Raw genomic sequence first — 22,637 nt, forward strand, 5'->3', positions numbered from 1 at the left:
ACGAACAGTAAAAGAAGGCCCGGAGCGATCCGGGCCTTTCTTTTGCGCGCCCTCTAGCGCGGCGTCAGCGCGGCGAGTTCCGGAAAACGCTCGTCGAAGCGCTTTGCCCAGCGTGTCAGCTTTGAGCGACCGCGCTCCCATTTGCCGTCGAAGCGCAATGCCAGGTAACCGAGCATCGCCCGCATGGCGATCTGCCCGCCGGTCGCCTTCTTGGTCATCTTCGGCGGGTTGGCGTTCAATGCGTCAAGCCCACGCTCGGCCTTCGCCCACTGTTTGTCGAGCCAGGGCTGGTGGACCATGTCTTCCGGACGGCTGCGGCGCTCATAAACATGTGCGAGCAGGCAATCGCAGATGCCGTCGGCCAATGCCTCCAGCCTTTCCGCTTCCAGCCGCTTCTGGGCGTTGCGCGGAAAAAGCGCATTGCCGGAGAGGCGATTGAGATACTGCGTGATGGCGCGACTGTCGTAGACGGTCTCACCGTCATCGGTGATCAGTACCGGGATCTTGCCCAGCGGATTGGCGTCGATCAGTTGTGCCGGTTCGGCATTGGTGTCGACCACCTTTGCATCGACTTCTATGCCGCACCATGCGGCTGCCATGCGAACCTTGGCACTGTAGGGGGAGGCGGGTGAGTACAAGACGACGGGCATGCGTGAACTCCAGGAGCGATTCATCCGGGGCAGACGCTATTGCTTTGCTCGGTTGGCATCAATCCGTCGGAGTTGGTCCAGCCTCAGCCCCCGGCGCCGGCATCAGGGCGCGGGGCATCCGGCAGGCGCGTGCGTTCACTTCCGCGCATGAGCGGAATTCCAGTTCCTTCGTCATGCAGATGCGCACCTCGCGCACGAAGCGCCCGTCGCAGGTCACCGCGATGCCATCCTCCGGCATCGTCGGATTGGCGGCAATGAAGTCCGCCTCGACATCGTCCGGCTCGATCTCCACGCGCTTGGCCGACCGGGCGAAGCGGGTAGGGATATTGATGCGATCGCGCGCGGCGCGCACCACGGAGAAATAGTCCTGCTGGCTCATGCCGGCGCAGGATCCATGTTTGCGCCATTGGTGGCCGACAAGACCAGCAGACGGCATCACGTCGAGCATCTGCCGCACAGTCGCGTCGGGAACGCGCTCCGGTTCGGTGCTGTCGCAGAATTCGGGCCAGCCGCTTTCGAACTGCGGCCATAGGCCGTGCACCACGAAAGCGTGATCCCGACCGGTCCCGCATTGCTGGCGATTGGCATCGGACCCTTCCGCCGCGCAGTAGCTAGGCGACCAGGATAACGATAGGACGAAGAAATCGAACCCGTCACCCGTAGGCAGGTCCGGCTGCTGGGACGCGGATGGAGCGCAGGCGCTCGCGACCAGCAACACTGCCAGCAGCGGCGCCTGAATAATTCTGGCCGTGAAGATTACCACTTTGCTGGGCGGAGGACCCGGCAGCGGCTGTTATAGACGTTCCAGCGGTCGAAGCCCGACACGCAGAACTCGACATTGCTGCCGATGCCGGCGAAGCCCATCGGGCGTTCGATCAGGTACCAGACGTCGCGGCTATGGCCATCGGAGAGTGCAGCGGTCGCATGGCAATAGCGCCTGTCGATCGGTCGCTCGGCATGGCTGGGCTGGTAACGCGTTTCGCTGATCCGGTAGAAATCGACGATGTCGACCTGCGGCAGCCGCGGCACGTTGCGCACCTGGTGGCGGAAGCGATTGGTGATCTTGCTCAGCACCTTCTCGTTGCCGCAGATGCCGGGCTCGTCGATGCGCACAGCAACCGGGTCGGCCGCCGACGCGGCAACGACTGCTCCCGACAGAGCGAGCATCGAAGCCAGAAGCAGTCTGGCGAAACGGATCATTGGGGCCTCCGGCCTGTTGTTGAGCGCGCGATTCCCGCCGCCGCGGCAGTCTGGTCAAAGCCTTGCCGCTGGTCAAGCAGGCGTCAGCCATACGGTTTCCGCAAGTGCCGACCGGTCTTCGGCAAGCACGTCGCGCAGCGCCGGCAGCAGAACCTTCAGTTCGTCCTCGAGGACATAGGGCGGATTGACGACGATCATCCCCGTACCATCGAAACGTGGTTCCGGCGAGGGCTGCCGCAGTTCGAAGACCACGTCCATGATCTTCGGTATGCCGGTCTGTTTCAGCATCTCGCGCATGGCCGTCACCGCATTGTGGTCCTTGATGGGATACCAAAGCGCGTAGGTGCCGCCCGGCCAGCGGCGATGTGCTTTCTGAAGGCCATCCACGATTCGCTTGAATTCGCCTTCCTTCTCGAATGGCGGATCGACGATCACAAGCCCGCGCTTTTCCTTCGGCGGCACCTGCGAGCCCATGGCGAGCCAGCCGTCGAGTTCGATTACCCGCACCTGCCAGTCGCCGGCAAAGCGTGTCCGCAGCGCGAAACAGTCATCCGGATGCAGCTCGATTGCGGTCAACCTATCGGCGCCGCGCAATAGCTGTTTCGTCAGGACAGGCGAGCCGGGATAGTAGCGGAATGGATGACCGACGTTGAACGCGCGAACCGCGTGGAGATAGGGCGCAGCCAATGACGCCGCCGCGTCAGGCAGCGCGGCATCGAGTAGCCTGCCGATGCCGTCGCGCCATTCACCGGTTTTCTGCGCTTCTTCCGAAGACAGGTCGTAAAGCCCGGTGCCGGCATGCGTATCGATCACACGGAATGCCCCCGGCTTGCGCTTGAGATATTCGATGATGCGCGTCAGCAGCAGGTGCTTGACCACGTCGGCGAAATTTCCGGCGTGATAGGCGTGGCGGTAGTTCATGCCTGCTCCGTCTGGCTTGCCTTTTGCGAAGCTGGCTCTACTCCGCGCGCTCGATTTCGGCTAGGTCTTACACCATGAACCAGCATGCCAAAATCCGCACCGGCCATTCGGCCTGCCCGCACGATTGCCCGTCCACCTGCGCGCTCGATGTCGAACTCCTCGACGAGCGCACGATCGGGCGTGTGCATGGTGCCAAGGACAACAGCTACACCGCCGGCGTCATCTGCGCCAAGGTCGCGCGTTATGCAGAACGCATCCACCATCCTGACCGGCTGACGAAGCCGCTCGTCCGCGCTGGAGCCAAGGGCGAGGGCGCATGGAAGGAAGCGAGCTGGGAAGCCGCACTCGACCTCGTGGCGGAGAAATTCATCGCGGCGGAGGAGAAATACGGCTCGGAGACCGTCTGGCCTTACTTCTATGCTGGCACCATGGGCCTCGTGCAGCGCGACGGCATCGAGCGGCTGCGCCACGCCAAGAAATATTCCGGCTTCTTCGGCTCGATCTGCACCAACCTTGCCTGGACCGGCTGGATGATGGGCACCGGCAAGCTCGCCGGCTCCGATCCGCGCGAGATGGCAAAGTCGGATTGCGTGGTGATCTGGGGCACCAACGCCGTCGTCACCCAGGTCAATGTGATGACCCATGCGATCAAGGCCCGCAAGGAGCGCGGCGCCAAGATCGTCGTCATCGACATCTACGAAAACGCCACCATGAAGCAGGCCGACATGGGCCTGACCCTCAAGCCCGGCACGGACGGCGCGCTCGCCTGCGCGGTCATGCACGTGCTTTTTCGCGAGGGCATGGCGGACTGGGCCTATCTCGAGAAATACACCGACGATCCGAAGGGCCTCGAGGCGCATCTGGCGACGCGCACGCCGCAATGGGCCTCTGGGATCACGGGCCTTTCGGTGGAGGAGATCGAAGCCTTCGCACGGCTGATCGGAACGACGAATAAGACGTTTTTCCGGCTGGGCTACGGCTTCGCGCGCCAGCGCAACGGCTCGGTCAACATGCACGCGGCACTGTCGGTCGCCGCTGTCACCGGCTGCTGGCAATATGAGGGCGGCGGTGCGTTCCACTCCAATTCCGGGATACTGAAGCTCGACACACAACTGCTGGAAGGCACCAGCCTGCGCGACCCGAACATCCGCCATCTTGACCATTCGCGCATCGGGCCGGTGCTGATGGGCCATGAGGACGCGCTCTATGGTGGGCCGCCAGTCACGGCGATGCTGATCCAGAACACCAATCCCGCAAACGTCGCGCCCGAGCAACGCCTTGTGAAGCAGGGCTTCCTTCGCGACGATCTCTTCACCTGCGTCCACGAACAGTTCATGACGGACACGGCGAAGCTGGCCGACGTCGTGTTGCCGGCAACGATGTTCATGGAACATGACGACATCTACAAGGGCGGCGGCAACCAGCACGTCACACTCGGCCCCAAGCTGATCGAGCCGCCGGAAGGTCCGTGCACCAATCATTTCGTGATCGAGGAACTGGCGAAGCGGCTCGGCGTCTCCCATCTGCCGGGCTTCGGCATGACGGAGCGCGAGCACATCGACGTCATGCTTGCTGCCAGGGGCCTCGGCACCTTCGACACCTTCCGAGAGCAGCGCTGGGCGGACCTGCAGCCGCCCTTCGAGGACGCGCATTACATCAAGGGCTTCGGCCATGCCGATGGAAGGTACCGCTTCCGGCCCGACTGGACCGGCCAGGCCGCGCCGAACCGCCCGCCGAAATCCATGGGCATCTTCGGCCCTCACCATCAACTGCCCGAGTTTCCGGACCATGTGGAGCTGATCGAGGTTGCCGACGAGGAGCACCCCTTCCGTCTCGCGACATCGCCGGCGCGCACCTTCCTCAATTCCAGCTTCACCGAGACACCTGGATCGCGGAAGCGTGAAGGGCGGCCCGAACTGTTGCTCCACCCGGGCGATGCCGAAGCGCTGGGTGTTTCGGACGGCGGACGGGTCGAGATCGGCAACACGCGCGGCGAGGTGGTGCTCCACGCGAAGCTGTTCGACGGCGTACGACGCGGCGTGGTGGTGGCGGAGGGCATTTGGCCGAATTCCGATCACGAGCGCGGCGAGGGCATCAATGTGCTCACCGGCGCGGACGCCCCTGCGCCCTACGGTGGTGCTGCTTTCCACGACAATAAGGTGTGGGTAAGGGCTCTCTGAAGCGGTGTGAGGCAGGGCTCACGTTGCCGGGTTTCAGCCAAGCTCTTTCGGCGTGACGAACCCTTCAAGCATAGCCGCGCCAGGTCCGAGCGCCCGCCATGGTCCGCCAAAGCCGAAGCGCGCAATGGCGGCCGTCGGAAACTTGGCTGACAGCCTCGCCATCGCCTCGTCGTTGCTTTCCTGCGAGGCTATAAGGGCGGCAAGTTCCTCAAGACCCGGATTATGCCCGACGACGAGCAGGCAGCCCGCTTCGTCAGGGGCTGACCTGACGGCCTCCAGAATACGCGCGGCCGGTGCCTCGTAGATCGCCGGCACGAAGTCGCGTGGAAAGTTGCCCCGCAGGATTTCCGCAACCAGTTCCCACGTCTGTCGCGTCCTCAGCGCCGGCGAGATGAGCGCGTGGTCCGGCTGCCAGCCGCGCAGCGCCATCTCCTCGGCAATCCTCGAAGCCGCCTCGCGCCCGCGCTTTGCCAGCGGCCGGTCGAAATCGTCGAGCGACGGGTCGTCCCAGCTCGATTTCGCGTGACGCAGCAGGAGCAGGCTTCTCTCCGTCATGCCTTCTTGCGGCTGTGATAGGTCAGCGCCAGCGCGATGCAGTGCTTCAACTCGTCTTCCGGCAACGCGTCCGAGGCGGAAAAATGCATGGCGCGATTGCCCTCGAACGCGAAGCTGTCGGGATAGAGACGCCGGAACGTCGCCACCAGATCGGTCTGGCAATGAAAATATATGGCGAAACGCTGCGGATCATCCTTGATCGCATCGATGCGGATCGTGCTGCCGCTACGCGTCTGCGGGGTCAGATAGCTTGGCTGCCCCCATTTCAGCGTTTCTTCGATGTGGCCGACACCTGCCGTCTCCGCCGCCGTGTCGAAGATCAGGCGGCGGAGGTCCAGGAGCTTGTCCTGCGACGGACGGGGGTAGCCGTCGAAAGTTGCGGCCACATCGGCATTGTCGAACGTTGGTGTCGTCTCTGTGTCAGGCATGGCCGGTCGCTTGTGGCAAATCCATTTTCGGCCATCCTAGCGCATTGCTGCTGCCAGCGCATGGCAGCAGTCTTCAGGGCGTCATGCGGGCAAGGCTCTCGATGTCGACGGCTTCGCTGGCCGATCCAGGCGAAAGCAGGCTGCCTTCTGCGCCCACGCCGCTGAGCACGGCGCGGCCGTTCTCCATGCGCGCCTTGCCCTCGGCAACGAGACGCAATGCCAGCGGATAGAGCTGGTGCTCCACGCCCAGAACGCGCGCGGCAAGCGTATCTGCGTCGTCGTTGGGCAGGATTGGCACCGCGGCCTGCGCGATGATCGGGCCGCCATCCATTTCCGCCGTCACGAAGTGCACGGAACAGCCGTGGATTCGCATCCCTTCCTTGAGCGCGCGTTCATGGGTATCGAGACCTTTGAAAAGCGGCAGCAGCGAGGGGTGGATGTTGATAAGGCGGCCGGCCCATTTCTCGGTGAAGGCTGGCGAAAGCAGCCGCATGTAGCCTGCCAGGCAGACGATGTCGGCGCGGAGCTCTTTCAGCTTCGCATCCAGCGCTTCGTCCATTGCTGCCTTGTCGGCGTGGTCCGCCTTGGTGATGGCCATCGTCTCGATGTCCTGCGCCGCGGCGACCGACAGGCCTTTCGCATCGGCCTTGTCGGCGATGACGCCGACGATCTCGGCCGGGTAGGCGGGGTCGCCGGTCGCCTCGATCAGGGCGTTCATGTTCGAGCCGCGTCCCGAAATCAGGATGACGACGCGTTTGCGTGCGGTACTCACAGGCCAATTTCTCCACGATATACGACGCCGGCCTCGCGGCGCGGCATGATCCGTCCGATGGTCGTCACCTCCTCGCCCTGCTGAGCCAGAACGGCGGCGACCTGTGCGGCCTGGCCGGCAGCCACCACCATCACCATGCCGATCCCGCAGTTGAAGGTGCGCATCATTTCCGCAGGGGCTACGCCGCCGGTCTTGGCAAGCCACGAAAATACCGGCGGTACGTCGATCGCGTCGAGGTCCAGCTCGGCTGCGAAATCCTTCGGCAGCACGCGGGGTATGTTTTCCGGAAATCCGCCACCGGTGATATGCGCCAGCGCCTTGATGCCGTGGGTCGAGCGGATCGCGGCAAGAACGGATTTGACGTAGATCCGCGTCGGTGTCAGTAGCGCCTCGCCAAGCGAGCGGTAACCGTCGAACGGTGCCCTGTCGTCCCACCCGATACCCGAGGATGCCACGATGCGGCGAACCAGCGAATAGCCGTTGGAATGAACGCCCGAGGAGGCGAGCCCCAGAACGATATCGCCTTCGACCATGTCGTCGGTCGGCAGCAATTGCCCGCGCTCGGCCGCACCCACCGCAAATCCTGCAAGGTCATAGTCGCCTTCGCTGTACATGCCGGGCATCTCGGCCGTTTCCCCGCCGATGAGTGCGCATCCCGCTTGCCGGCAGCCTTCTGCGATGCCGCTGACGATGGCCGCGCCCTGGTCGGGGTCGAGCTTGCCGGTAGCGAAATAGTCGAGGAAGAACAGCGGCTCCGCGCCCTGCACGACGAGGTCGTTGACGCACATGGCGACGAGGTCGATGCCGACCGTATCGTGCCGGCCCGCCTCGATCGCGACCTTCAGCTTTGTGCCGACGCCGTCATTGGCAGCGATGAGTATCGGATCGCCGAAACCGGCAGCCTTTAGGTCGAACAGGCCGCCAAAGCCGCCAATCTCGCCGTCGGCGCCGGGCCTGCGCGTGGAGCGCACCATCGGCTTGATTTTTTCGACAAGCGCGTTGCCTGCGTCGATGTCGACGCCCGCATCGGCATAGGTGAGGCCGTTCTTACGTTCGCTCATGGCTGCGCGCCCCGATCCTGATTCAAGGCGGGCTCTTCGCACGAAGCGACCGCGCGGGCAAGCACAAGCACGCCTGTGGACAGGCACGGGACGACTTAAACCGTGGATACGTGGACGGAGAAACGTGGCATCTTGATCGCAACGGCGGCCGCGATCATCTAACAGGCGCCGATGCAGCGCCATGGGAGAGAATTGCAGGCGTGACCATACCCAATTTCATCACGATCTTCCGTTTCCTGCTCGTCCCGGCGGTCATTTGGGCACTGGTGACGGACAACAAGGAATGGGCGCTGGTCTGCTTCGTCGTCGCCGGCCTGTCCGATGGCATCGACGGCTTCATAGCGAGGCACTTCAACCAGAGGTCCGAACTCGGCGCCTATCTCGACCCGATGGCCGACAAGCTGCTGCTGGTCAGCGTCTTCGTGGTCCTGGGCTATATGGGCGAGCTGCCGCTCTGGCTGGTGATTGCCGCGGTCTCGCGCGACGCGCTGATCGTCGCCGCGGTGCTGCTTTCGAACCTGATGGGGAACCCCGTTGCGATGAAGCCGTTGTTCGTTTCCAAGGCGAACACCGCGGCGCAGATCGTTCTGGCGATCGTCGTTCTCGCCGAATTGGCTTTAGACACCATGTTCGGTCCGGCTAGGTTGCTTCTGGTCATTGCTTCCGCCCTCTTGACCGTGGCTTCGGCGGCGGCCTATCTCGTGGAATGGCTGAGGCATATGGGCCGCTATGAACAAGCAGGAAGCTGAACTCCAGAAAAAGGCGGTCGAAGTCGTCGTCGCGTCGGCCTTTCGCCGGCAGGTGATCTTCTGGCTGGTGGCCGCTGCCGTCCTCATCGGCTTTCTCTACCTGTTCTCTGCGATCCTGCTGCCGTTCTTCGCCGGCATGATCCTGGCTTATTTCCTGGATCCCGTGGCCGACTGGCTGGAGCGCAGGGGCCTGTCGCGCATGGCTGCCACGGTCCTCATCCTCATCATGTTCCTGATCGCGCTGGTCATCGGGCTTATGCTCATCATCCCGGTTCTGGCCTCGCAGTTGGCTGACTTCATCGGTCGCCTGCCGGACTACATGTCCCGGCTGCAGGCGCTGGTGACTGGCGTCGACGCGGAATGGCTGAGCCAGCGTCTCGGCGTTGACCCTGCGTCGCTCCGCGATGGGCTCAACTCGCTGCTCACCCAGGCCGGGGGCTTCATCTCGGGTCTGTTCTCGTCGATCCTGAGTTCCGGCAAGACGCTGATCGACATCGCCGGCCTGTTCGTCATCACCCCCGTGGTGGCTTTCTACATGCTGCTGGACTGGGACAAGATGGTCGCGCGCGTCGATAGCTGGGTTCCTCGGGACCATCTGGGAACCGTGCGGCAGATCGCGCTCGACATCGACCGTGCCGTGGCAGGCTTCGTGCGCGGGCAGGGCACCGTCTGCATCATCCTCGGCGTCTTCTACGCCATCGGCCTCACCGCTGTCGGTCTGAATTTCGGCCTGCTGATCGGGCTGTTCGCAGGGCTCGTAAGCTTCATCCCCTATGTCGGCTCGCTGCTCGGCCTCGTTCTGTCGATCGGTGTCGCGCTGGTCCAGTTCTGGCCGGAATGGCACTGGGTGGCGGCGGTGGCGGCCATCTTCTTTGCCGGCCAGTTCGTCGAGGGCAACATCCTGCAGCCCAACCTCGTGGGCAAGAGCGTCGGGCTGCACCCCGTGTGGCTTATGTTCGCACTCTTCGCCTTCGGCGCGCTGTTCGGCTTCGTCGGCCTGCTCGTCGCCGTGCCAGCGGCAGCCGCGGTGGGTGTCCTGGTGCGTTTCGGCCTTTCGCGCTACCTAGCCTCGCCGCTCTATCGCGGCCACGCGGTGGACGAAGAGTCCGCGTCGAAGTAGGACAGTGCAACGCATGTCGACACGACCGAGGCAGTTGCCGCTGGACCTCGCGCACAACCCCGCGCAAAGCCGTGACGACCTCGTCGTCGGCCCGTCCAATATCGCTGCGACGGCGCTGGTGGATCGCTGGCCGGACTGGCCATCGCCCGTTGTCGTGCTCGCCGGGCCGGCCGGCTCGGGCAAATCCCATCTGGCGGCCATCTGGCGGGAGCTGAGCGGCGCTACCGAATTCGCGCCCGGCAGGCTCGCGGCGGAGGCTGTCGAAGCGTCGGGCAGGGGGCCTGTGCTGATCGACGACGTGGATTCCGCACCGATCGACGAGGCAGGCCTTTTCCATCTCATCAATGCGGTGCGCCAGGCCGGAACCACGCTGCTGCTGACGGCACGGCGTTTCCCGCTGGCATGGGGCGTAAAGCTTCCCGATCTGGAATCCCGGCTCAAGGCGGCGTCCACCGTCGAGATCCACGAACCCGACGATGCGCTTCTGGCCGGCGTGGTCACCAAGCTTTTCGCCGACCGGCAGGTCGAGGTCGAGCCGCATGTCGTGCAGTTTCTCGTCCGACGGATCGAACGATCCCTGTCGACGGCTATCGATGTCGTGGCACGGCTCGATCATGCCGCGCTGGAGCACAAATCGCGGATAACCCGGGCGCTTGCCGCGCAGGTGGTGGATGCGATGGATACGGGACAGGGCCGGTTCGACCTTTAGCGCTGGCGCCCCGCTAACGAACGGTTAACCATAATCGGGTCTACACTCGGCAAGCGCCGGCACGTTGGTCTGCGCTTCGCCCGCCCATCAAGTTCCCGCGTTGGCAGGTGGCTTTAGTTCGACATCGATTTGCGGAGTTCCGTCGATGCGCCAGCCACGCCGCATGGTTGCGATCCTGTCTGTCAGTGCGGCAGCAATCGTATCCGCCTGCGCGGGTAACCCGAAGCCCGATACCGTTGATCCGGTGACTGTATCGTCGACGACCCGCGATACCGCTCCCGGCACGGCTCCACGCACCGCCGCCGCGACGGATGCGGGCGCAGCAGCGCCGCAAACGCCGCCCAAGGGACCGCTGACGCTTGAAAGCGCGGTACAGCACGCTGTCTCTTACCACCCCTCCGTCGTCGAGGCCGTGAGCAGGCTCAACCAGCAGGGTGAGGCGGTCAACGAGGCGCGCGCGGGCTACCGGCCACGCGTGAGTTGGGGCGTGAATACCAATTTCGATTCGCGCGAGGGCGACTATCGGCCGAGCCTCGACGTCAGCGCATCGCAGATGATCTACGATTTCGGCAAGGTCGACGGACACGTGAAGATCGCGACTGCCGGCATAGAAGGCCGCAAGTCGCAGGTGCTTATGGCCGTGGATGATCTGATACGCGAGACGGCCCAGGCCGCGATCGAGGTGCAGCGCAACAAGGCGCTCGCCGGGGTGGCGAGCGACCAGGTGAAGGATACCAGCGCCATCCTCGATCTGGTCAAATCGCGCACGCAAAAAGGCGCCAGCACCCGGTCGGACGAGCTTCAGGCGGCCGCCCGTGTTCAGGCCGCAGAGGCGACGACCCTTGAAGTGCAGGCGCAGACCCGCCGTTGGACTAGCGCGCTCGCGGCGTTGACGGGCACAAATGGCGCGATGGCGCGCGGCGCACGCGCTCCGGGCTGGCTGTCCAAGGCATGCGATTCGGTCGACCCCGACTGGTCGCGCGTTCCGGCGGTGATGCAGGCGGAGGCGGAACGGTCCGCCGCCGTCGCGCAGATCGGCCTCAGCCGGGCCGAAAGCCTGCCCACGGTGTCGCTGGATGCGGGAGTAGGCACCGACCTGACGCGTATCGGTTCAAGCGACCCGGACTACACGATTGGCCTGAACGTCACCGGCAGCATCTATAATGGCGGAGAAGCCGGCGCACGTCGTGCCGCCGCCGGACACGCGCTGCGCTCGTCCGAGGCTGCCAAGCAGCGTGCGCAGGTGGAAATCCGTCGCAGCCTCACCGAGGCGACTGGTCAGATTGCAAGCATGCGCGCGCTTCTTGCATCGTTGACGAAGCGCCAGGCGATGATGGACGAAACACGCAGTCTCTATCAGACCCAGTATCTCGAGCTTGGCACCCGCACGCTGCTGGATCTGCTCAACGCGGACCAGGAGTTTCACGCGGCGCGGTTTGACGAGATCAACATACGATACGATCTTCAGAGGCTTGCCATCGACTGCGCTTACAGCGCTGGCGATTTGCGCGGAAAGTTCGCACTGGAGGGCAAACCGCTTTTCGGTGTGTCCCTGTAGCGGGGCATGGGCCCTGCCGCTGCCTGCAAATGGCGCAACTGTGCCAGTATGGCACGGCCGTCGCGCGTGTTTTCATCGCGGATAACGGGTGGATATGGATGGCGTAATGCCAAATCGGCTGCACACGATTCGTCGCTAAAGTAGAATCGCCTAGAAAGCGCCTTGCATATAAGTAAATGATAATCAGAAATATATGTAAAAACAACCATTGCGTAAAATTTTAATAAAAATGCGCGGTGGAACGTAGTAAGTTATAAATGCAAGCTTAACGTTTCATGTTCCGAACTGGCACAGTTGTGCGTTTCCATTTGCCAACATTTTCACGATATGGCCGATTGTGGGACATGAAGGCCGTATCCGCAGCAGGCGGAACGAGCCTGCGGCGGCTTGTATCGCAGTAGTTTGCCTGGGTAAGGCACCGCCGTCTCTGATTGAAAACTTGATGAAACGCTGTTTGGCGGGGGCTCGGCGATTGCCGAATCCTTGCGGCGGGCTCAGGCAATGAGGAGGCAGTCCAGTGGTGGCAGTTGTTACCGATAAATCCAATGGAACATCGCAAAGTTTCCCCGATGGCGATGTCGTCCTGAACAATCCCAGCGTGGTCAAGCTGTCGCTGTCGCCGCGAGATGTGGTTTCGGCGGCGCGCGAAGGCGACGATCTCGTGCTGCGACTGACGTCGGGAGAAGCTGTCAGGATCGGCAATTTCTACGCGGCGGGAGAGGAGCAGAGCCAGCTCGTTCTGGAGGACGAGGACGGCAATCTCTGGCTGGGCGAGCACTCAGAAGGCCTTGCCGATTTCCAGTTCTCGCAGATCGAGTCGGTCGACGAGCTTGTCGCTGCCTCCAGCGGGGATGATTCGATCCTCGGTCTTGCTGGCCTGGGCCTTCTGGCAGCCGGTGGTCTCGCCCTGGGCGGCGGCGGCGGTGATGATGGCGATGCAGACGCCGACTCGGATGCAGACGCTGATGCTGACTCGGACTCGGATGCCGACGCGGACTCGGATTCTGATTCGGATGCAGATGCCGATTCTGACGCAGACGCTGATGCCGATTCGGATTCCGACGCAGATGCGGACGCTGACGCGGATGCAGACGCCGATGCCGACGCTGACGCTGACGCTGATGCAGATTCCGACGCTGATGCGGATGCAGATGCTGATGCCGACGCAGATGCGGATGCTGACGCGGATGCAGACGCTGATGCGGATGCCGACGCAGATGCTGATGCCGACGCAGATGCGGATGCCGACGCAGATGCGGATGCTGACGCGGATGCAGACGCTGATGCGGATGCCGACGCAGATGCTGATGCCGACGCAGATGCGGACGCGGACGCAGACGCAGACGCCGATGCTGACGCAGACGCCGATGCCGACGCAGATGCGGACGCTGATGCGGATGCCGACGCTGATGCGGATGCCGACGCAGATGCCGATGCGGATGCTGATGCCGACGCAGACGCCGATGCAGACGCTGACGCCGACGCGGATGCTGATGCCGACGCGGATGCTGATGCAGACGCGGACGCAGACGCTGATGCAGACGCTGATGCAGATGCCGACGCCGATGCAGATGCGGACGCTGATGCAGATGCAGATGCGGATGCTGATGCAGACGCTGATGCAGATGCGGACGCTGATGCCGATGCTGACGCTGACGCTGATGCGGATGCGGATGCTGATGCTGATGCAGACGCAGATGCTGATGCAGACGCCGATGCCGATGCAGACGCTGATGCCGATGCTGACGCGGATGCGGACGCCGATGCGGATGCTGACGCCGACGCCGACGCTGATGCAGACGCGGACGCCGACGCCGATGCGGATGCTGACGCTGATGCAGACGCCGATGCTGACGCCGACGCCGACGCTGACGCCGATGCGGATGCTGACGCTGACGCTGACGCAGATGCGGATGCGGATGCGGATGCTGACGCAGATGCGGATGCGGATGCGGATGCTGACGCTGACGCAGATGCGGATGCCGATGCGGATGCTGACGCAGATGCGGATGCGGATGCTGATGCCGACGCTGACGCGGATGCCGACGCTGACGCAGATGCCGACGCCGACGCAGATGCCGATGCTGACGCCGATGCGGATGCAGATGCGGACGCCGATGCAGACGCGGATGCCGATGCTGACGCTGACGCAGATGCGGACGCCGATGCAGACGCCGACATCGAAGCTTTCGACGATATCGGCAACGCCGGCCTGAACATCCTGCCGACCTCGACGGACGTCGATCTAGGTGACGCGAACTACCTTGCGCTCGTGTCCGTGGGCGTGTTGGACCTGCAGGCAACGGTGCTCGGTACCCCGAGCGTGGAATTCAATGTCGAGGAAGGCCACACACTTGAAGCCGACTTCGACTACAGTGCGCTCGCGTCACTGGGCGTGCTCAGTAACTACGCAGTAGTGGTGCAGAAGTTTGATCCGGAGCTGGGCCAGTGGGTCGGTATAGACGGCTCGGGCGAGGCGACCGTCCTCGACATCGGTCTGCTTAGCGGCAACACCTATCAGGCCACCGCAACGCTTGATGCGGGTCAATATCGTGCCTTCGTGACATTCGAAGGTGTGGGCTTGGGTGTCCTTGGCGAACTCGGTGTAGGGGGAACCGATCTCGATTACACGGAGATCGGCGGCTACGAGGTGGAGCCTGCCAGCGGCAATGTCATCACCGATGTCAATGGCGATGGCGACTCCGATGTCGTCACGCCGACGACGATCGTCTCGGAGGTCAACGGCGAAGCGATCCTTGCCGGTGGCACGACGATCATCGGCACCTACGGCACGCTGGTGATCGACCAGGACGGCTCATACACCTACACGCCGAACGAGGATGCGGCCGCCATAGGCCAGGTCGATCAGTTCCAGTACACGCTGTTCGACCCGGATACGGGCAACACGGCGACGGCAACGCTCTACGCGCAGATCGGCAGCGACAGCGTGGCGCTGACGTTCGACCCCGCCAATCCGGACCAGCCGGCGACGTTGGGCTTCAGCACGACGGATGATGCAGGCGGCGCGTCGGTCGTCTGGGCCAATGTGAGCGATGATGCGTTCTTTGACGATAGCGGAGCGGCATCTCTGGGTGCACTCGGCGGAAGCACGTCGTACACCAGTGAGCTTTGTCATCACTGACCAGATGGACGTGTCAGGCAGCATCGATGTTTCTGTGGTGCTGGCGGCCCTTTCAAGCGGCACGCTGTTCCTGGAGCAGGAGACGAGCCCGGGCGTATGGGAGACCGTAGCAAGCGATCCATACAGCATGCTCGTTGGAGCCGTCGGCACGGTTGCATCCTTGGACCTCGGCGCATTGGCGCTTGATGAGGGGACGTATCGGGTACGCGTAACATTGACCAGTACACTGGTATCGACGGGAGTCAGCGTGACGACTGACGTCGATGTCACCTACCTCGACCAGTTCGAGATCGAGACCTCCACCGGTGACAACGGAAACCTGCTCGACAATGACGAGCCGGGGTCCGAGTTCACCACGGTTCAGATCTTCGACGCCGATCTCGGCTCCTTCGTCGAGATTCCGAGCGGGTCGCCGGTAACCGTTCAGGGCACATACGGCACCCTTACGGTCGATGCGGGGGCAACTACACCTACACCCCCGATCCAGCTTCCGCATACTTCGATACGCCGCAGCTCGACAGCTTCACCTATCAACTCGTCCATCCGACCGGTGCGGTCGTGACGGGCAGTGTCGATGTCACGGTGACCCCCTCGGGGGCGGGCGTCGCGGGTGCTCCGCTGGCATTGTTCAGCGACGATGTCGTGGGTATCGACGACCTCGAGGTGGCGTCCCAGGACGAACATCAGGACGGCGGGACGCATTCCACGACCGAGGAACTGGCCCTGACTCTCGACGAAGGCGACGACCAGGACATCCCGCTCGGCGGTATCGACAATCTCGGTGATGCACCGGCCGAGGATACAGCGTTCGATGGAGCGGCGGTCATGCAGGAAAGCATGGTCGAGGCAAGCACCGAGACCGTCGATCCGTTCGGCCATCTGGTGACGGATGACGACTGGACCGAAAACAACTCGGTCGTTTGACCGCCGAAATGAGTGCGCGCGGCGCTACGGCGCCGCGCATCGCCGGGCAACTGGAGAAAACTGAAGGCATCATGATCGACCCCGAGCTACAGATCGAACCAAACGTAGCCAGCGGCTTCGGACGGACTGAGCTGGAAGCCTGGATAGATGCTTTTGAGCATGTAGCCCGTCACTATAACGTTCCCTTTTCGCCGCGTGGCGCCCTGCAGCTTGGCCGCGCTCTTGAAGGCGACGACGCCGCCACCCAGATCGGTCGCCTCGCGCGCAAGCTGGGTCTGCGGGTGCGGCAGGCCGACCCGTTGTCGATCTCGCTGACGAGTTGGCGCCTGCCCGTCATCGTCCAGCTCAACGATCGCTCGGTCGGCGTCATCATGACGCTCAGCGGCGATGGTAATGCGTCGGTCGTCTTCAGCGGCGACGGCGGCCAGTCCGTTTCCATTCCCGTCGACACATTGATGCACGAAACGCGGCATCTCGTCATTCCGCGCCCCGAACGCGCAATGGCTGACGAGCGGGTGGATGCCTACATCGCGCCATATCGCCGGCACTGGTTCCGACGCCTGGCCTTCAGCGACATACGGCCCTATGGCCACGTGATGCTGGCCTCGCTGGTCGCCAACACGCTTGCCCTTTCAGGCGTGCTGTTTTCCATGCAGGTCTACGACCGGGTTGTGCCGGCGCATTCCTACAGCACGCTCTACGTCCTGTTCATCGGCGTGATGCTCGCGGTCGCGTTCGACTTCGCGATGCGCCGTGTGCGCACGCGCATCATCGACATCGTCGGCAAGCGCACCGACATGCGCATGTCGGACATGGTGTTCGGCCATGCCCTGCGGGTGAAGAACCGCGTGCGGCCAAGCTCCACCGGCACATTTATTTCCCAACTTCGCGATCTCGAACAGGTGCGCGAGCTGTTGACGTCGACGACACTCGCGGCCGTCGCGGATCTGCCGTTCTTCATCCTGTTCCTGTTTATCTTCCTGCAGATCGGCGGCGTGCTGGCGGCGGTGCCAGCCACGGCGCTGGTGCTCCTGGTCCTGCCCGGCCTGCTTGCTCAGCGCCGGCTGCGCGCGAGTGCCAACGAATCGATGCGCGAAGCGTCTCTCCGGAACGCCATGCTGGTGGAGGCGATCCAGGGCATCGAGGACATCAAGGCGCTGCAGGCGGAAGACCGCTTCCAGCAGCGCTGGAACCACCTCAACGCCGTCACGGCCGAGGCGCAGTTGCGGCAGCGCTCCATCACCAATTCGCTCACGGCGTGGAGCCATGGCGTCCAGACCAGCACTTTCGCGGTCATCGTCTTCATCGGCGCGCCGATGGTGATGGCGGGCGACATGACCACCGGTTCGCTCGTCGCCTGCTCCATCCTGGGTTCGCGCATGATGGCGCCGATGGCCCAGATCACCCAGGTGCTCGCGCGTTTCCAGCAGGCGCGTGTCGGGCTCAAAAGCATAGACAGCATCATGCACATGCCGGTCGATCATCCCGAGGCCGAGACCCGTGTCAGCGCGCCCGTGCTCAAGGGCGCGTACCGCATGAAGGATGCGGTCTTTCATTATGGCGATGCCGCCGCGAAGCCGGCGCTCACGGTTCGCGGCCTCGCGATCGGAGCGGGCGAGAAAATCGCGCTGCTTGGCAAGAACGGCGCCGGCAAGTCGACATTCCTGCTCGGTCTTTCCGGCCTGATGGAGCCTGCGCTCGGCGAGGTTCATCTAGACGATCTCGCCCTCAGCCAGATCGATCCCGCCGACGTGCGGCGTGGCGTCGGGTTGCTGACGCAGAATTCCCGCCTGTTTCACGGCACCATCCGCGACAACGTCACCATGGGCGCTCCGCACGCTGGGCAGCCGGCATTGCTGGACGCACTCGCCATGGTCGGCGCAGACGATTTCATCCGCAAGCTGCCGCGCGGCCTCGATCATCCCATCCTGGAAGGCGGGCGCGGGCTGTCCGGCGGCCAGCAGCAGGCATTGCTGCTAGCGCGGCTGCTGATCCGCGATCCGTCGATCGTGCTCCTGGACGAACCGACCGCCGCGATGGATGAAGCCACGGAGCGCGCCTTCATCACGCGTTTCCGGGCGTGGAGCCATGAGCGCACGGTGGTGATCGCGACCCACCGCATGCGGGTGCTCGATCTCGTCGACAGGATCATCGCGTTCGACAACGGGCAGGTGGTGCTCGACGAGACCAAGGAAGAGGCACTGAAGACACTGAAGGGGGTCAAGAAGGTAGTACCAGCCAATCTCCGCGGCACGCCGGAAACGGCTGCGCGCCGCGCTGAAGGAGCGTGATGCCATGGCTATGACAATGCGTGATACACCGGCCGACCTGGGAGAATGGAGCTATGGCGATGACGATGGCGTACGGCTTTCCCGTTCCGGTCGCATCGTCAGGATCGTCTTCCTCCTGCTCGCCTGCGGTCTCGTCTGGGCCTACTTCGCCGAGCTGGCCGAGGTATCGGCCGGCGACGGCCGCGTGGTGCCGACCTCGCGCGAGCAGGTCATTCAGTCGCTCGAAGGCGGCATTGTAGCGGCCCTGCACGTGCGTGAGGACGAGGTGGTGGAGCCCGGTCAGATACTTGCGCAGCTCGATCCCACCAAGTCGGAATCGAATGTCGAGGAGAGCGCCGCCAAATACCGTGCAGCACTCGCCGCGTCCGCGCGCCTGCGGGCAGAGGTCGAGCAGATCCCGCTCGTATTCCCGAAGGAACTCGACGGCTATCCGGAACTGATCGCTTCCGAAACCGAGCTTTACGAGGCGCGTCGCCGTGCCCTGGAGCAGTCGCTGGAGTGGGTCGAGGAATCGCTGGCGCTGGTCCGCAGCGAACTGGACATCAACGAATCGCTGACAGCCATCGGCGCCGCCAGCAATGTCGAGGTCATCCGTCTCAAGCGCCAGCTCGTGGAGCTCGAGCTCAAGAAGGTCGAGATGAATGCCGAGTATGTCGTGCGAGCGCGCGAGGAACTAACCAAGGCGAATGCCGAGGTCAATTCGCTGTCCCCGGTGGTCAAAGGCCGCTCCGACAGCCTTGCAAGGCTCACGCACCGCTCGCCGGTGCGTGGCATCGTCAAGAATATCGAGGTCTCGACGATCGGCGGAGTCGTTCCGCCCAACGGCAAGCTGATGGACATCATCCCGCTGGATGACAAGCTTCTGATCGAGGCACGCATCTCGCCGCGTGACATCGCCTTCATCCGGCCTGGACAGGAGGCGCGGGTCAAGATCAGTGCGTATGATTACGCGATCTACGGCGATCTGGAAGGGCATGTGACGACCATCTCGCCCGACACGATCCAGGACGAGGTGGACAAGGACATCTACTACTACCGGGTCTTCATCAAGACTGGAAAGGACGCCCTGACCAACGATGCGGGCAAGACGTTCCCCATCGTGCCGGGGATGATCGCAACCGTCGACATTCACACCGGCGGTAAGACGGTGCTCGAATATCTCATCAAGCCGTTCAACAGGGCGCGCGAGGCGCTGCGCGAGCGTTAGTCGCGCGCGCCGGTTATCGGAGGAGGTCTCCAGTGGACGTGAAACTCGACACCGTGGACAAGCTGTCTAGCATTCGCGCCTTCCTGCGCACCAGAGTTGAAGGCCTGCAACCGCCGTTTCCCCGCATCGTCCTGTTCTTCTCCGTCTCTGACGGCGATTCACGCGCCCGCGTGGTGAACGCTTCGGGCACCTCGCTGGAGTCGGCCTGGCAGAAGGGTCTGGCCGCGCTGCGCGAAATCATGAAAGGCGAAAAGCTGGCCGGTCGCTGGCTTCGGGTGGACTGGGTCGACCGCCCCGAGCGCAAGGACTGGCGCCGCCTGCGTGCTTTGCTCGTAAAGACCAAACGCAACTATTTCCGCTACGGAATCGCTTTCGACCCTGAGCTGAATTTCGCTTTCACCGAGCTTGAGCTCAACGCCAACGCGGCGCTTTACGGTGGCAACACCATCGCGCATGCTGTGTTCAACCAGAAGAACTTCGCCACCTATGCCGGCATCCGCTATCCCGACATTCGGGAACCCGATTTCGCCGACGAGGCCGATGTCTATCTGTTCTCAACGCGTGGCGTCTTTTGCGACGAGGCCGGCAATCTTCACGAACTGAATGGCGCGGGCTTGGATGCCGGCCGGCGCACCGTGGCCGAGCTTGGCGAAGGCGACGTGACCCCGTTGGTGCGCGATGCGTCGGCCTACCTTGCCCGGCAGGTCGAGCGCGACGGCACCTTCGTCTACGGCTATCACCCGTGCTTCGACCGGCGGATAGCCGCCTACAACACCTTGCGCCATGCCAGCACCACCTACGCCATGGTCGAAGCCTGGGAGGTTACACGCGACGCGCGCCTCAAGGCGGCGATCGACCGCTCATTGAAACGCCTGTGCGGCACGCTCATCCAGACATGCAGCCTGCCGGATGGGACCGAGGCGGCATTTCTGGTCGACGTCGGCAACGAGGTGAAGCTCGGCGGCAATGCTGTCGCGATCCTTGCGCTCTCCAAATACGCCGCCGTCACGGGTACCAAGGTCCATCACCCGATGATGGAGAAGCTCGCGCTCGGCATCCGCTACATGCAGGATGAGGAGACCGGTGCGTTCAGCCACGTGCTGAGCTTTCCGGATCTCGGCGTGAAGCAGGACTTCCGCACCATCTACTACGAAGGCGAGGCCACCGTCGGCTTGATGCGGCTCTATGGCCTGACCCGCGATCCACGCTGGCTCGAAATGGTCGAAAAGGCCTTTGGTCACTTCATCCGCAATGACCACTGGAAGCACCACGACCACTGGCTTAGCTACTGCGTCAACGAGCTGACGCGCTACCGCCCGGAGGAGCGCTATTTCCGTTTCGGCATTGCAAATGTCGCCGGCTATCTCGACTTCGTCTCGGATCGGATCACCACCTTCCCGACATTGCTCGAACTGATGATGGCGGCGCGCGAAACGCTGGCGCGCATCGACGAGCGACCCGAGCTGCACCATCTGTTTGACGGTATCGATCTCGAGCGGTTCGAAAACGCTCTGGAGAAGCGCGCCCACTACCTGCTCAACGGGCATTTCTGGCCCGAACTCGCCATGTACTTCCGCAAGCCGGACAGGATCGTCGGATCTTTCTTCATCCGCCACCACGCATTCCGCGTGCGCATCGACGATGTCGAGCACTATCTGTCCGGTTTCGTCGCCTATCGCCGCTATCTGGAAGAACGTGACGCGTTCCAGCGCCTCGTCGCAAGGCATACCGCCCCTCAGTCCGAACTGGCCGATCCGGACGCGATCTGGACTGCCGCGCATGTGGAGGCCGCGACCGGCGGAACCTGGGTCCGTCAACCGCCGCAGGACTGGTCGGCACGGGGGCTTTCGACCTTCGCGCCCGCCATGCAGCCGGGCGACATGGCCGTCGTGCGAACCGGCGACGAAACGGTCGGCATGCTGCCGCAGGTGGTCCGTCGCATGAACCCGCCTCCGGCCGCCCTGATCGCACGCGATCCCGAAGCGGTCGACGTGACGGACGTGCCGCTGCTCACCGTACCCGATTGCGACGAGGCCGTGCTTGCTATGGGCCGCTACGCGCGGGCGCGCATGACCGGCAAGGTGCTGGGCGTGACCGGCAGTTCCGGCAAGACCACCGCGGTGGCCATGCTGGCGCATGCGTTGTCTGCACATGGAAGCGTTGCCAAGAGCGCGCATAACGCCAACCTGCCGCATGGCGTGGGCTGGAACCTGGCTTCCATACCTTGGGACACGCAGCATGTTGTGATGGAGCTCGCCATCGGCCGCATGGCCGTCAGCGCGCGGATGGCGCGGCCTCAAGTCGCGATCTTCACCAACATAGCGCCTGCCCACCTCAACGAGACGAGCACCGTCACGGATGTCGCGCGCACGAAGAGCGCGATCTTCCTCGGCATGTCGTCGGGCGATGTCGCAGTCATCAACCGCGACATGATCGAATGGGAGACGGTGCGCGCCGCCGCCGAGAGCCGCAGCCTGCGCATCGTCCATTACGGCGAGCACGCCGATTGCGCGTTCAGGCTCGTCTCGCACAACGCGCGCGACGGCCTTGTAACGGCCAGCATCGAGGGCCGCGAGATTAGCTATCGCCTCGGCGCCGCAGGCCGTCACATGGCAATGAACAGCCTTGCTGTGCTAGCCGCAGTCTCCGCCCTCGGCTACCCGCTGGAGCGCGCAATCGCCAAGCTCCAGACATTCGCGTCACTGCCGGGCAGGGGGCAGATTTGCGACCTCTCGCTTGGTGGACGCAAGCTTACGGTCATCGACGATGCCTACAATGCCAATCCGGGCTCGATGGAAGCAGCCTTCGACCAGTTGAACGACTATCCGGGCGCACGGCGCCGGGTCGCCGTGCTGGGCCAGATGGCCGAGCTTGGCCCGCAGTCGCCGATGTTTCATACGCAGCTTGCGAAGCTGATAGAGGACCGTGCCATCGACCGGGTCTATGTGACCGGAGAACTTTATCAGGACTTCTGGCGCGCGCTGCCACGATCCCGAAAGGGGCTCTATCTAGGCTCGCTGGATGCGATGAAGGAAGTGCTGGAGGAACAGCTCGCCGATGGCGATGTGGTGCTGGTCAAGGGCTCAAACAGCACCCGCATGTACGAGATCGTCGCCTGGCTCAAGGAAATGGCGCAGGCCGACCTGGAACGGCCGGCTGCCGAATAGGGG

19 protein-coding genes and 2 pseudogenes are annotated in these 22,637 nt (G+C 63.5%); 13 read left to right on the forward strand and 8 right to left on the reverse strand.

Annotated elements, in window-relative coordinates:
- Positions 1-53: 53 nt before the first annotated feature.
- The 4 genes from HK436_RS13455 to HK436_RS13470 form a co-directional block, all read right to left on the reverse strand.
- The gene (locus HK436_RS13455; protein WP_173190519.1) at positions 54-650 is read right to left on the reverse strand and encodes a glutathione S-transferase family protein; all 597 of its coding nucleotides are present in this window, start codon (positions 648-650) and stop codon (positions 54-56) included.
- Positions 651-708: 58 nt separating this feature from the next.
- Positions 709-1,413 carry a ribonuclease T2 family protein gene (locus HK436_RS13460; protein WP_312860598.1) on the reverse strand — a complete coding sequence of 235 codons (705 nt, stop codon included), beginning with the start codon at positions 1,411-1,413 and terminating at the stop codon, positions 709-711.
- On the reverse strand, positions 1,407-1,850 hold the full coding sequence (locus HK436_RS13465; RefSeq protein WP_173190521.1) for a hypothetical protein: 444 nt from the start codon (positions 1,848-1,850) through the stop codon (positions 1,407-1,409). Before HK436_RS13465 ends, HK436_RS13460 begins: the two co-directional genes overlap by 7 nt.
- A 72-nt stretch (positions 1,851-1,922) precedes the next feature.
- On the reverse strand, positions 1,923-2,771 hold the full coding sequence (locus tag HK436_RS13470; protein ID WP_173190523.1) for a 23S rRNA (adenine(2030)-N(6))-methyltransferase RlmJ: 849 nt from the start codon (positions 2,769-2,771) through the stop codon (positions 1,923-1,925).
- Positions 2,772-2,845: 74 nt separating this feature from the next.
- On the opposite strand from HK436_RS13470, the gene HK436_RS13475 reads away from it, so the two are divergent.
- On the forward strand, positions 2,846-4,951 hold the full coding sequence (locus HK436_RS13475) for a molybdopterin-containing oxidoreductase family protein (protein WP_173190525.1): 2,106 nt from the start codon (positions 2,846-2,848) through the stop codon (positions 4,949-4,951).
- A 33-nt stretch (positions 4,952-4,984) separates the two neighbouring features.
- Here the strand turns inward: HK436_RS13475 and HK436_RS13480 are convergent, their stop codons facing one another.
- The 4 genes from HK436_RS13480 to purM all read right to left on the reverse strand — a co-directional run bounded on the left by HK436_RS13480 (position 4,985) and on the right by purM (position 7,767).
- Positions 4,985-5,506: a SixA phosphatase family protein gene (locus tag HK436_RS13480; RefSeq protein WP_173190527.1), complete on the reverse strand. Its 522-nt coding sequence runs from the start codon at positions 5,504-5,506 to the stop codon at positions 4,985-4,987.
- Entirely contained in the window at positions 5,503-5,934 is a 432-nt protein-coding gene (locus HK436_RS13485; protein ID WP_173190529.1) for a DUF1801 domain-containing protein, read from the reverse strand. Before HK436_RS13485 ends, HK436_RS13480 begins: the two co-directional genes overlap by 4 nt.
- 73 nt (positions 5,935-6,007) lie before the next feature.
- Entirely contained in the window at positions 6,008-6,706 is a 699-nt protein-coding gene (gene purN / locus HK436_RS13490) for a phosphoribosylglycinamide formyltransferase (protein ID WP_173190531.1), read from the reverse strand.
- Entirely contained in the window at positions 6,703-7,767 is a 1,065-nt protein-coding gene (gene purM / locus HK436_RS13495) for a phosphoribosylformylglycinamidine cyclo-ligase (protein ID WP_173190533.1), read from the reverse strand. The genes purN and purM overlap by 4 nt, the downstream gene beginning before the upstream one ends.
- A 200-nt stretch (positions 7,768-7,967) precedes the next feature.
- Here purM and HK436_RS13500 point away from each other — a divergent pair, with 200 nt between their 5' ends.
- The 12 genes and pseudogenes from HK436_RS13500 (at position 7,968) to HK436_RS13550 (ending at position 22,634) form a co-directional block, all read left to right on the forward strand.
- The gene (locus HK436_RS13500) at positions 7,968-8,516 is read left to right on the forward strand and encodes a CDP-alcohol phosphatidyltransferase family protein (RefSeq protein WP_173190536.1); all 549 of its coding nucleotides are present in this window, start codon (positions 7,968-7,970) and stop codon (positions 8,514-8,516) included.
- The gene (locus tag HK436_RS13505) at positions 8,497-9,636 is read left to right on the forward strand and encodes an AI-2E family transporter (RefSeq protein ID WP_173190538.1); all 1,140 of its coding nucleotides are present in this window, start codon (positions 8,497-8,499) and stop codon (positions 9,634-9,636) included. The genes HK436_RS13500 and HK436_RS13505 overlap by 20 nt, the downstream gene beginning before the upstream one ends.
- Before the next feature lie 13 nt (positions 9,637-9,649).
- Positions 9,650-10,345 carry a DnaA regulatory inactivator HdaA gene (hdaA, locus tag HK436_RS13510; RefSeq protein ID WP_173190540.1) on the forward strand — a complete coding sequence of 232 codons (696 nt, stop codon included), beginning with the start codon at positions 9,650-9,652 and terminating at the stop codon, positions 10,343-10,345.
- A gap of 145 nt (positions 10,346-10,490) precedes the next feature.
- Positions 10,491-11,903 (forward strand): TolC family outer membrane protein, encoded by a 1,413-nt coding sequence (locus HK436_RS13515; RefSeq protein WP_244648950.1) that lies wholly within the window; start codon positions 10,491-10,493, stop codon positions 11,901-11,903.
- A 520-nt stretch (positions 11,904-12,423) separates the two neighbouring features.
- Positions 12,424-12,750: pseudogene (locus tag HK436_RS33580) on the forward strand (BapA/Bap/LapF family prefix-like domain-containing protein); the annotation flags it as partial.
- A gap of 172 nt (positions 12,751-12,922) precedes the next feature.
- Positions 12,923-14,119, forward strand: a complete 1,197-nt coding sequence (locus HK436_RS31410; protein WP_244648952.1) for a hypothetical protein — start codon at positions 12,923-12,925, stop codon at positions 14,117-14,119.
- A gap of 173 nt (positions 14,120-14,292) precedes the next feature.
- Positions 14,293-15,045 (forward strand): annotated as a pseudogene (locus tag HK436_RS31415) (BapA/Bap/LapF family large adhesin); the annotation flags it as partial.
- Positions 15,026-15,607 carry a hypothetical protein gene (locus HK436_RS13530; RefSeq protein WP_173190542.1) on the forward strand — a complete coding sequence of 194 codons (582 nt, stop codon included), beginning with the start codon at positions 15,026-15,028 and terminating at the stop codon, positions 15,605-15,607. The pseudogene HK436_RS31415 and the gene HK436_RS13530, both read left to right, overlap by 20 nt.
- Positions 15,604-15,969, forward strand: a complete 366-nt coding sequence (locus HK436_RS13535) for a hypothetical protein (RefSeq protein WP_173190544.1) — start codon at positions 15,604-15,606, stop codon at positions 15,967-15,969. The genes HK436_RS13530 and HK436_RS13535 overlap by 4 nt, the downstream gene beginning before the upstream one ends.
- Positions 15,970-15,977: 8 nt before the next feature.
- Positions 15,978-18,260, forward strand: a complete 2,283-nt coding sequence (locus HK436_RS13540; RefSeq protein ID WP_244648954.1) for a type I secretion system permease/ATPase — start codon at positions 15,978-15,980, stop codon at positions 18,258-18,260.
- A gap of 4 nt (positions 18,261-18,264) precedes the next feature.
- Positions 18,265-19,467, forward strand: coding sequence for a beta-barrel domain-containing protein (locus HK436_RS13545; RefSeq protein WP_312860599.1), 1,203 nt, complete (start codon positions 18,265-18,267; stop codon positions 19,465-19,467).
- 32 nt (positions 19,468-19,499) lie between these two features.
- A complete protein-coding gene (locus HK436_RS13550) occupies positions 19,500-22,634 on the forward strand; it encodes a UDP-N-acetylmuramoyl-tripeptide--D-alanyl-D-alanine ligase (RefSeq protein ID WP_312860600.1) in 3,135 nt (1,044 codons plus the stop codon).
- Positions 22,635-22,637 lie beyond the last annotated feature (3 nt).

It is taken from the genome of Neoaquamicrobium sediminum, from assembly GCF_013240295.1.
Taxonomy (GTDB): domain Bacteria; phylum Pseudomonadota; class Alphaproteobacteria; order Rhizobiales; family Rhizobiaceae; genus Aerobium; species Aerobium sediminum.

Coding starts and splice junctions, on each gene's coding strand:
- HK436_RS13475 (WP_173190525.1), top strand. CDS start 2,846: ATGAACCAGCATGCCAAAATCCGCACCGGCCATTCGGCCTGCCCGCAC.
- HK436_RS13540 (WP_244648954.1), top strand. CDS start 15,978: ATGAGTGCGCGCGGCGCTACGGCGCCGCGCATCGCCGGGCAACTGGAG.
- HK436_RS13515 (WP_244648950.1), top strand. CDS start 10,491: ATGCGCCAGCCACGCCGCATGGTTGCGATCCTGTCTGTCAGTGCGGCA.
- HK436_RS13545 (WP_312860599.1), top strand. CDS start 18,265: ATGGCTATGACAATGCGTGATACACCGGCCGACCTGGGAGAATGGAGC.
- purM (WP_173190533.1), bottom strand. CDS start 7,767: ATGAGCGAACGTAAGAACGGCCTCACCTATGCCGATGCGGGCGTCGAC.
- hdaA (WP_173190540.1), top strand. CDS start 9,650: ATGTCGACACGACCGAGGCAGTTGCCGCTGGACCTCGCGCACAACCCC.
- HK436_RS13455 (WP_173190519.1), bottom strand. CDS start 650: ATGCCCGTCGTCTTGTACTCACCCGCCTCCCCCTACAGTGCCAAGGTT.
- HK436_RS13465 (WP_173190521.1), bottom strand. CDS start 1,850: ATGATCCGTTTCGCCAGACTGCTTCTGGCTTCGATGCTCGCTCTGTCG.
- HK436_RS13505 (WP_173190538.1), top strand. CDS start 8,497: ATGAACAAGCAGGAAGCTGAACTCCAGAAAAAGGCGGTCGAAGTCGTC.
- HK436_RS13470 (WP_173190523.1), bottom strand. CDS start 2,771: ATGAACTACCGCCACGCCTATCACGCCGGAAATTTCGCCGACGTGGTC.
- HK436_RS13480 (WP_173190527.1), bottom strand. CDS start 5,506: ATGACGGAGAGAAGCCTGCTCCTGCTGCGTCACGCGAAATCGAGCTGG.
- HK436_RS31410 (WP_244648952.1), top strand. CDS start 12,923: ATGCCGATTCTGACGCAGACGCTGATGCCGATTCGGATTCCGACGCAG.
- HK436_RS13485 (WP_173190529.1), bottom strand. CDS start 5,934: ATGCCTGACACAGAGACGACACCAACGTTCGACAATGCCGATGTGGCC.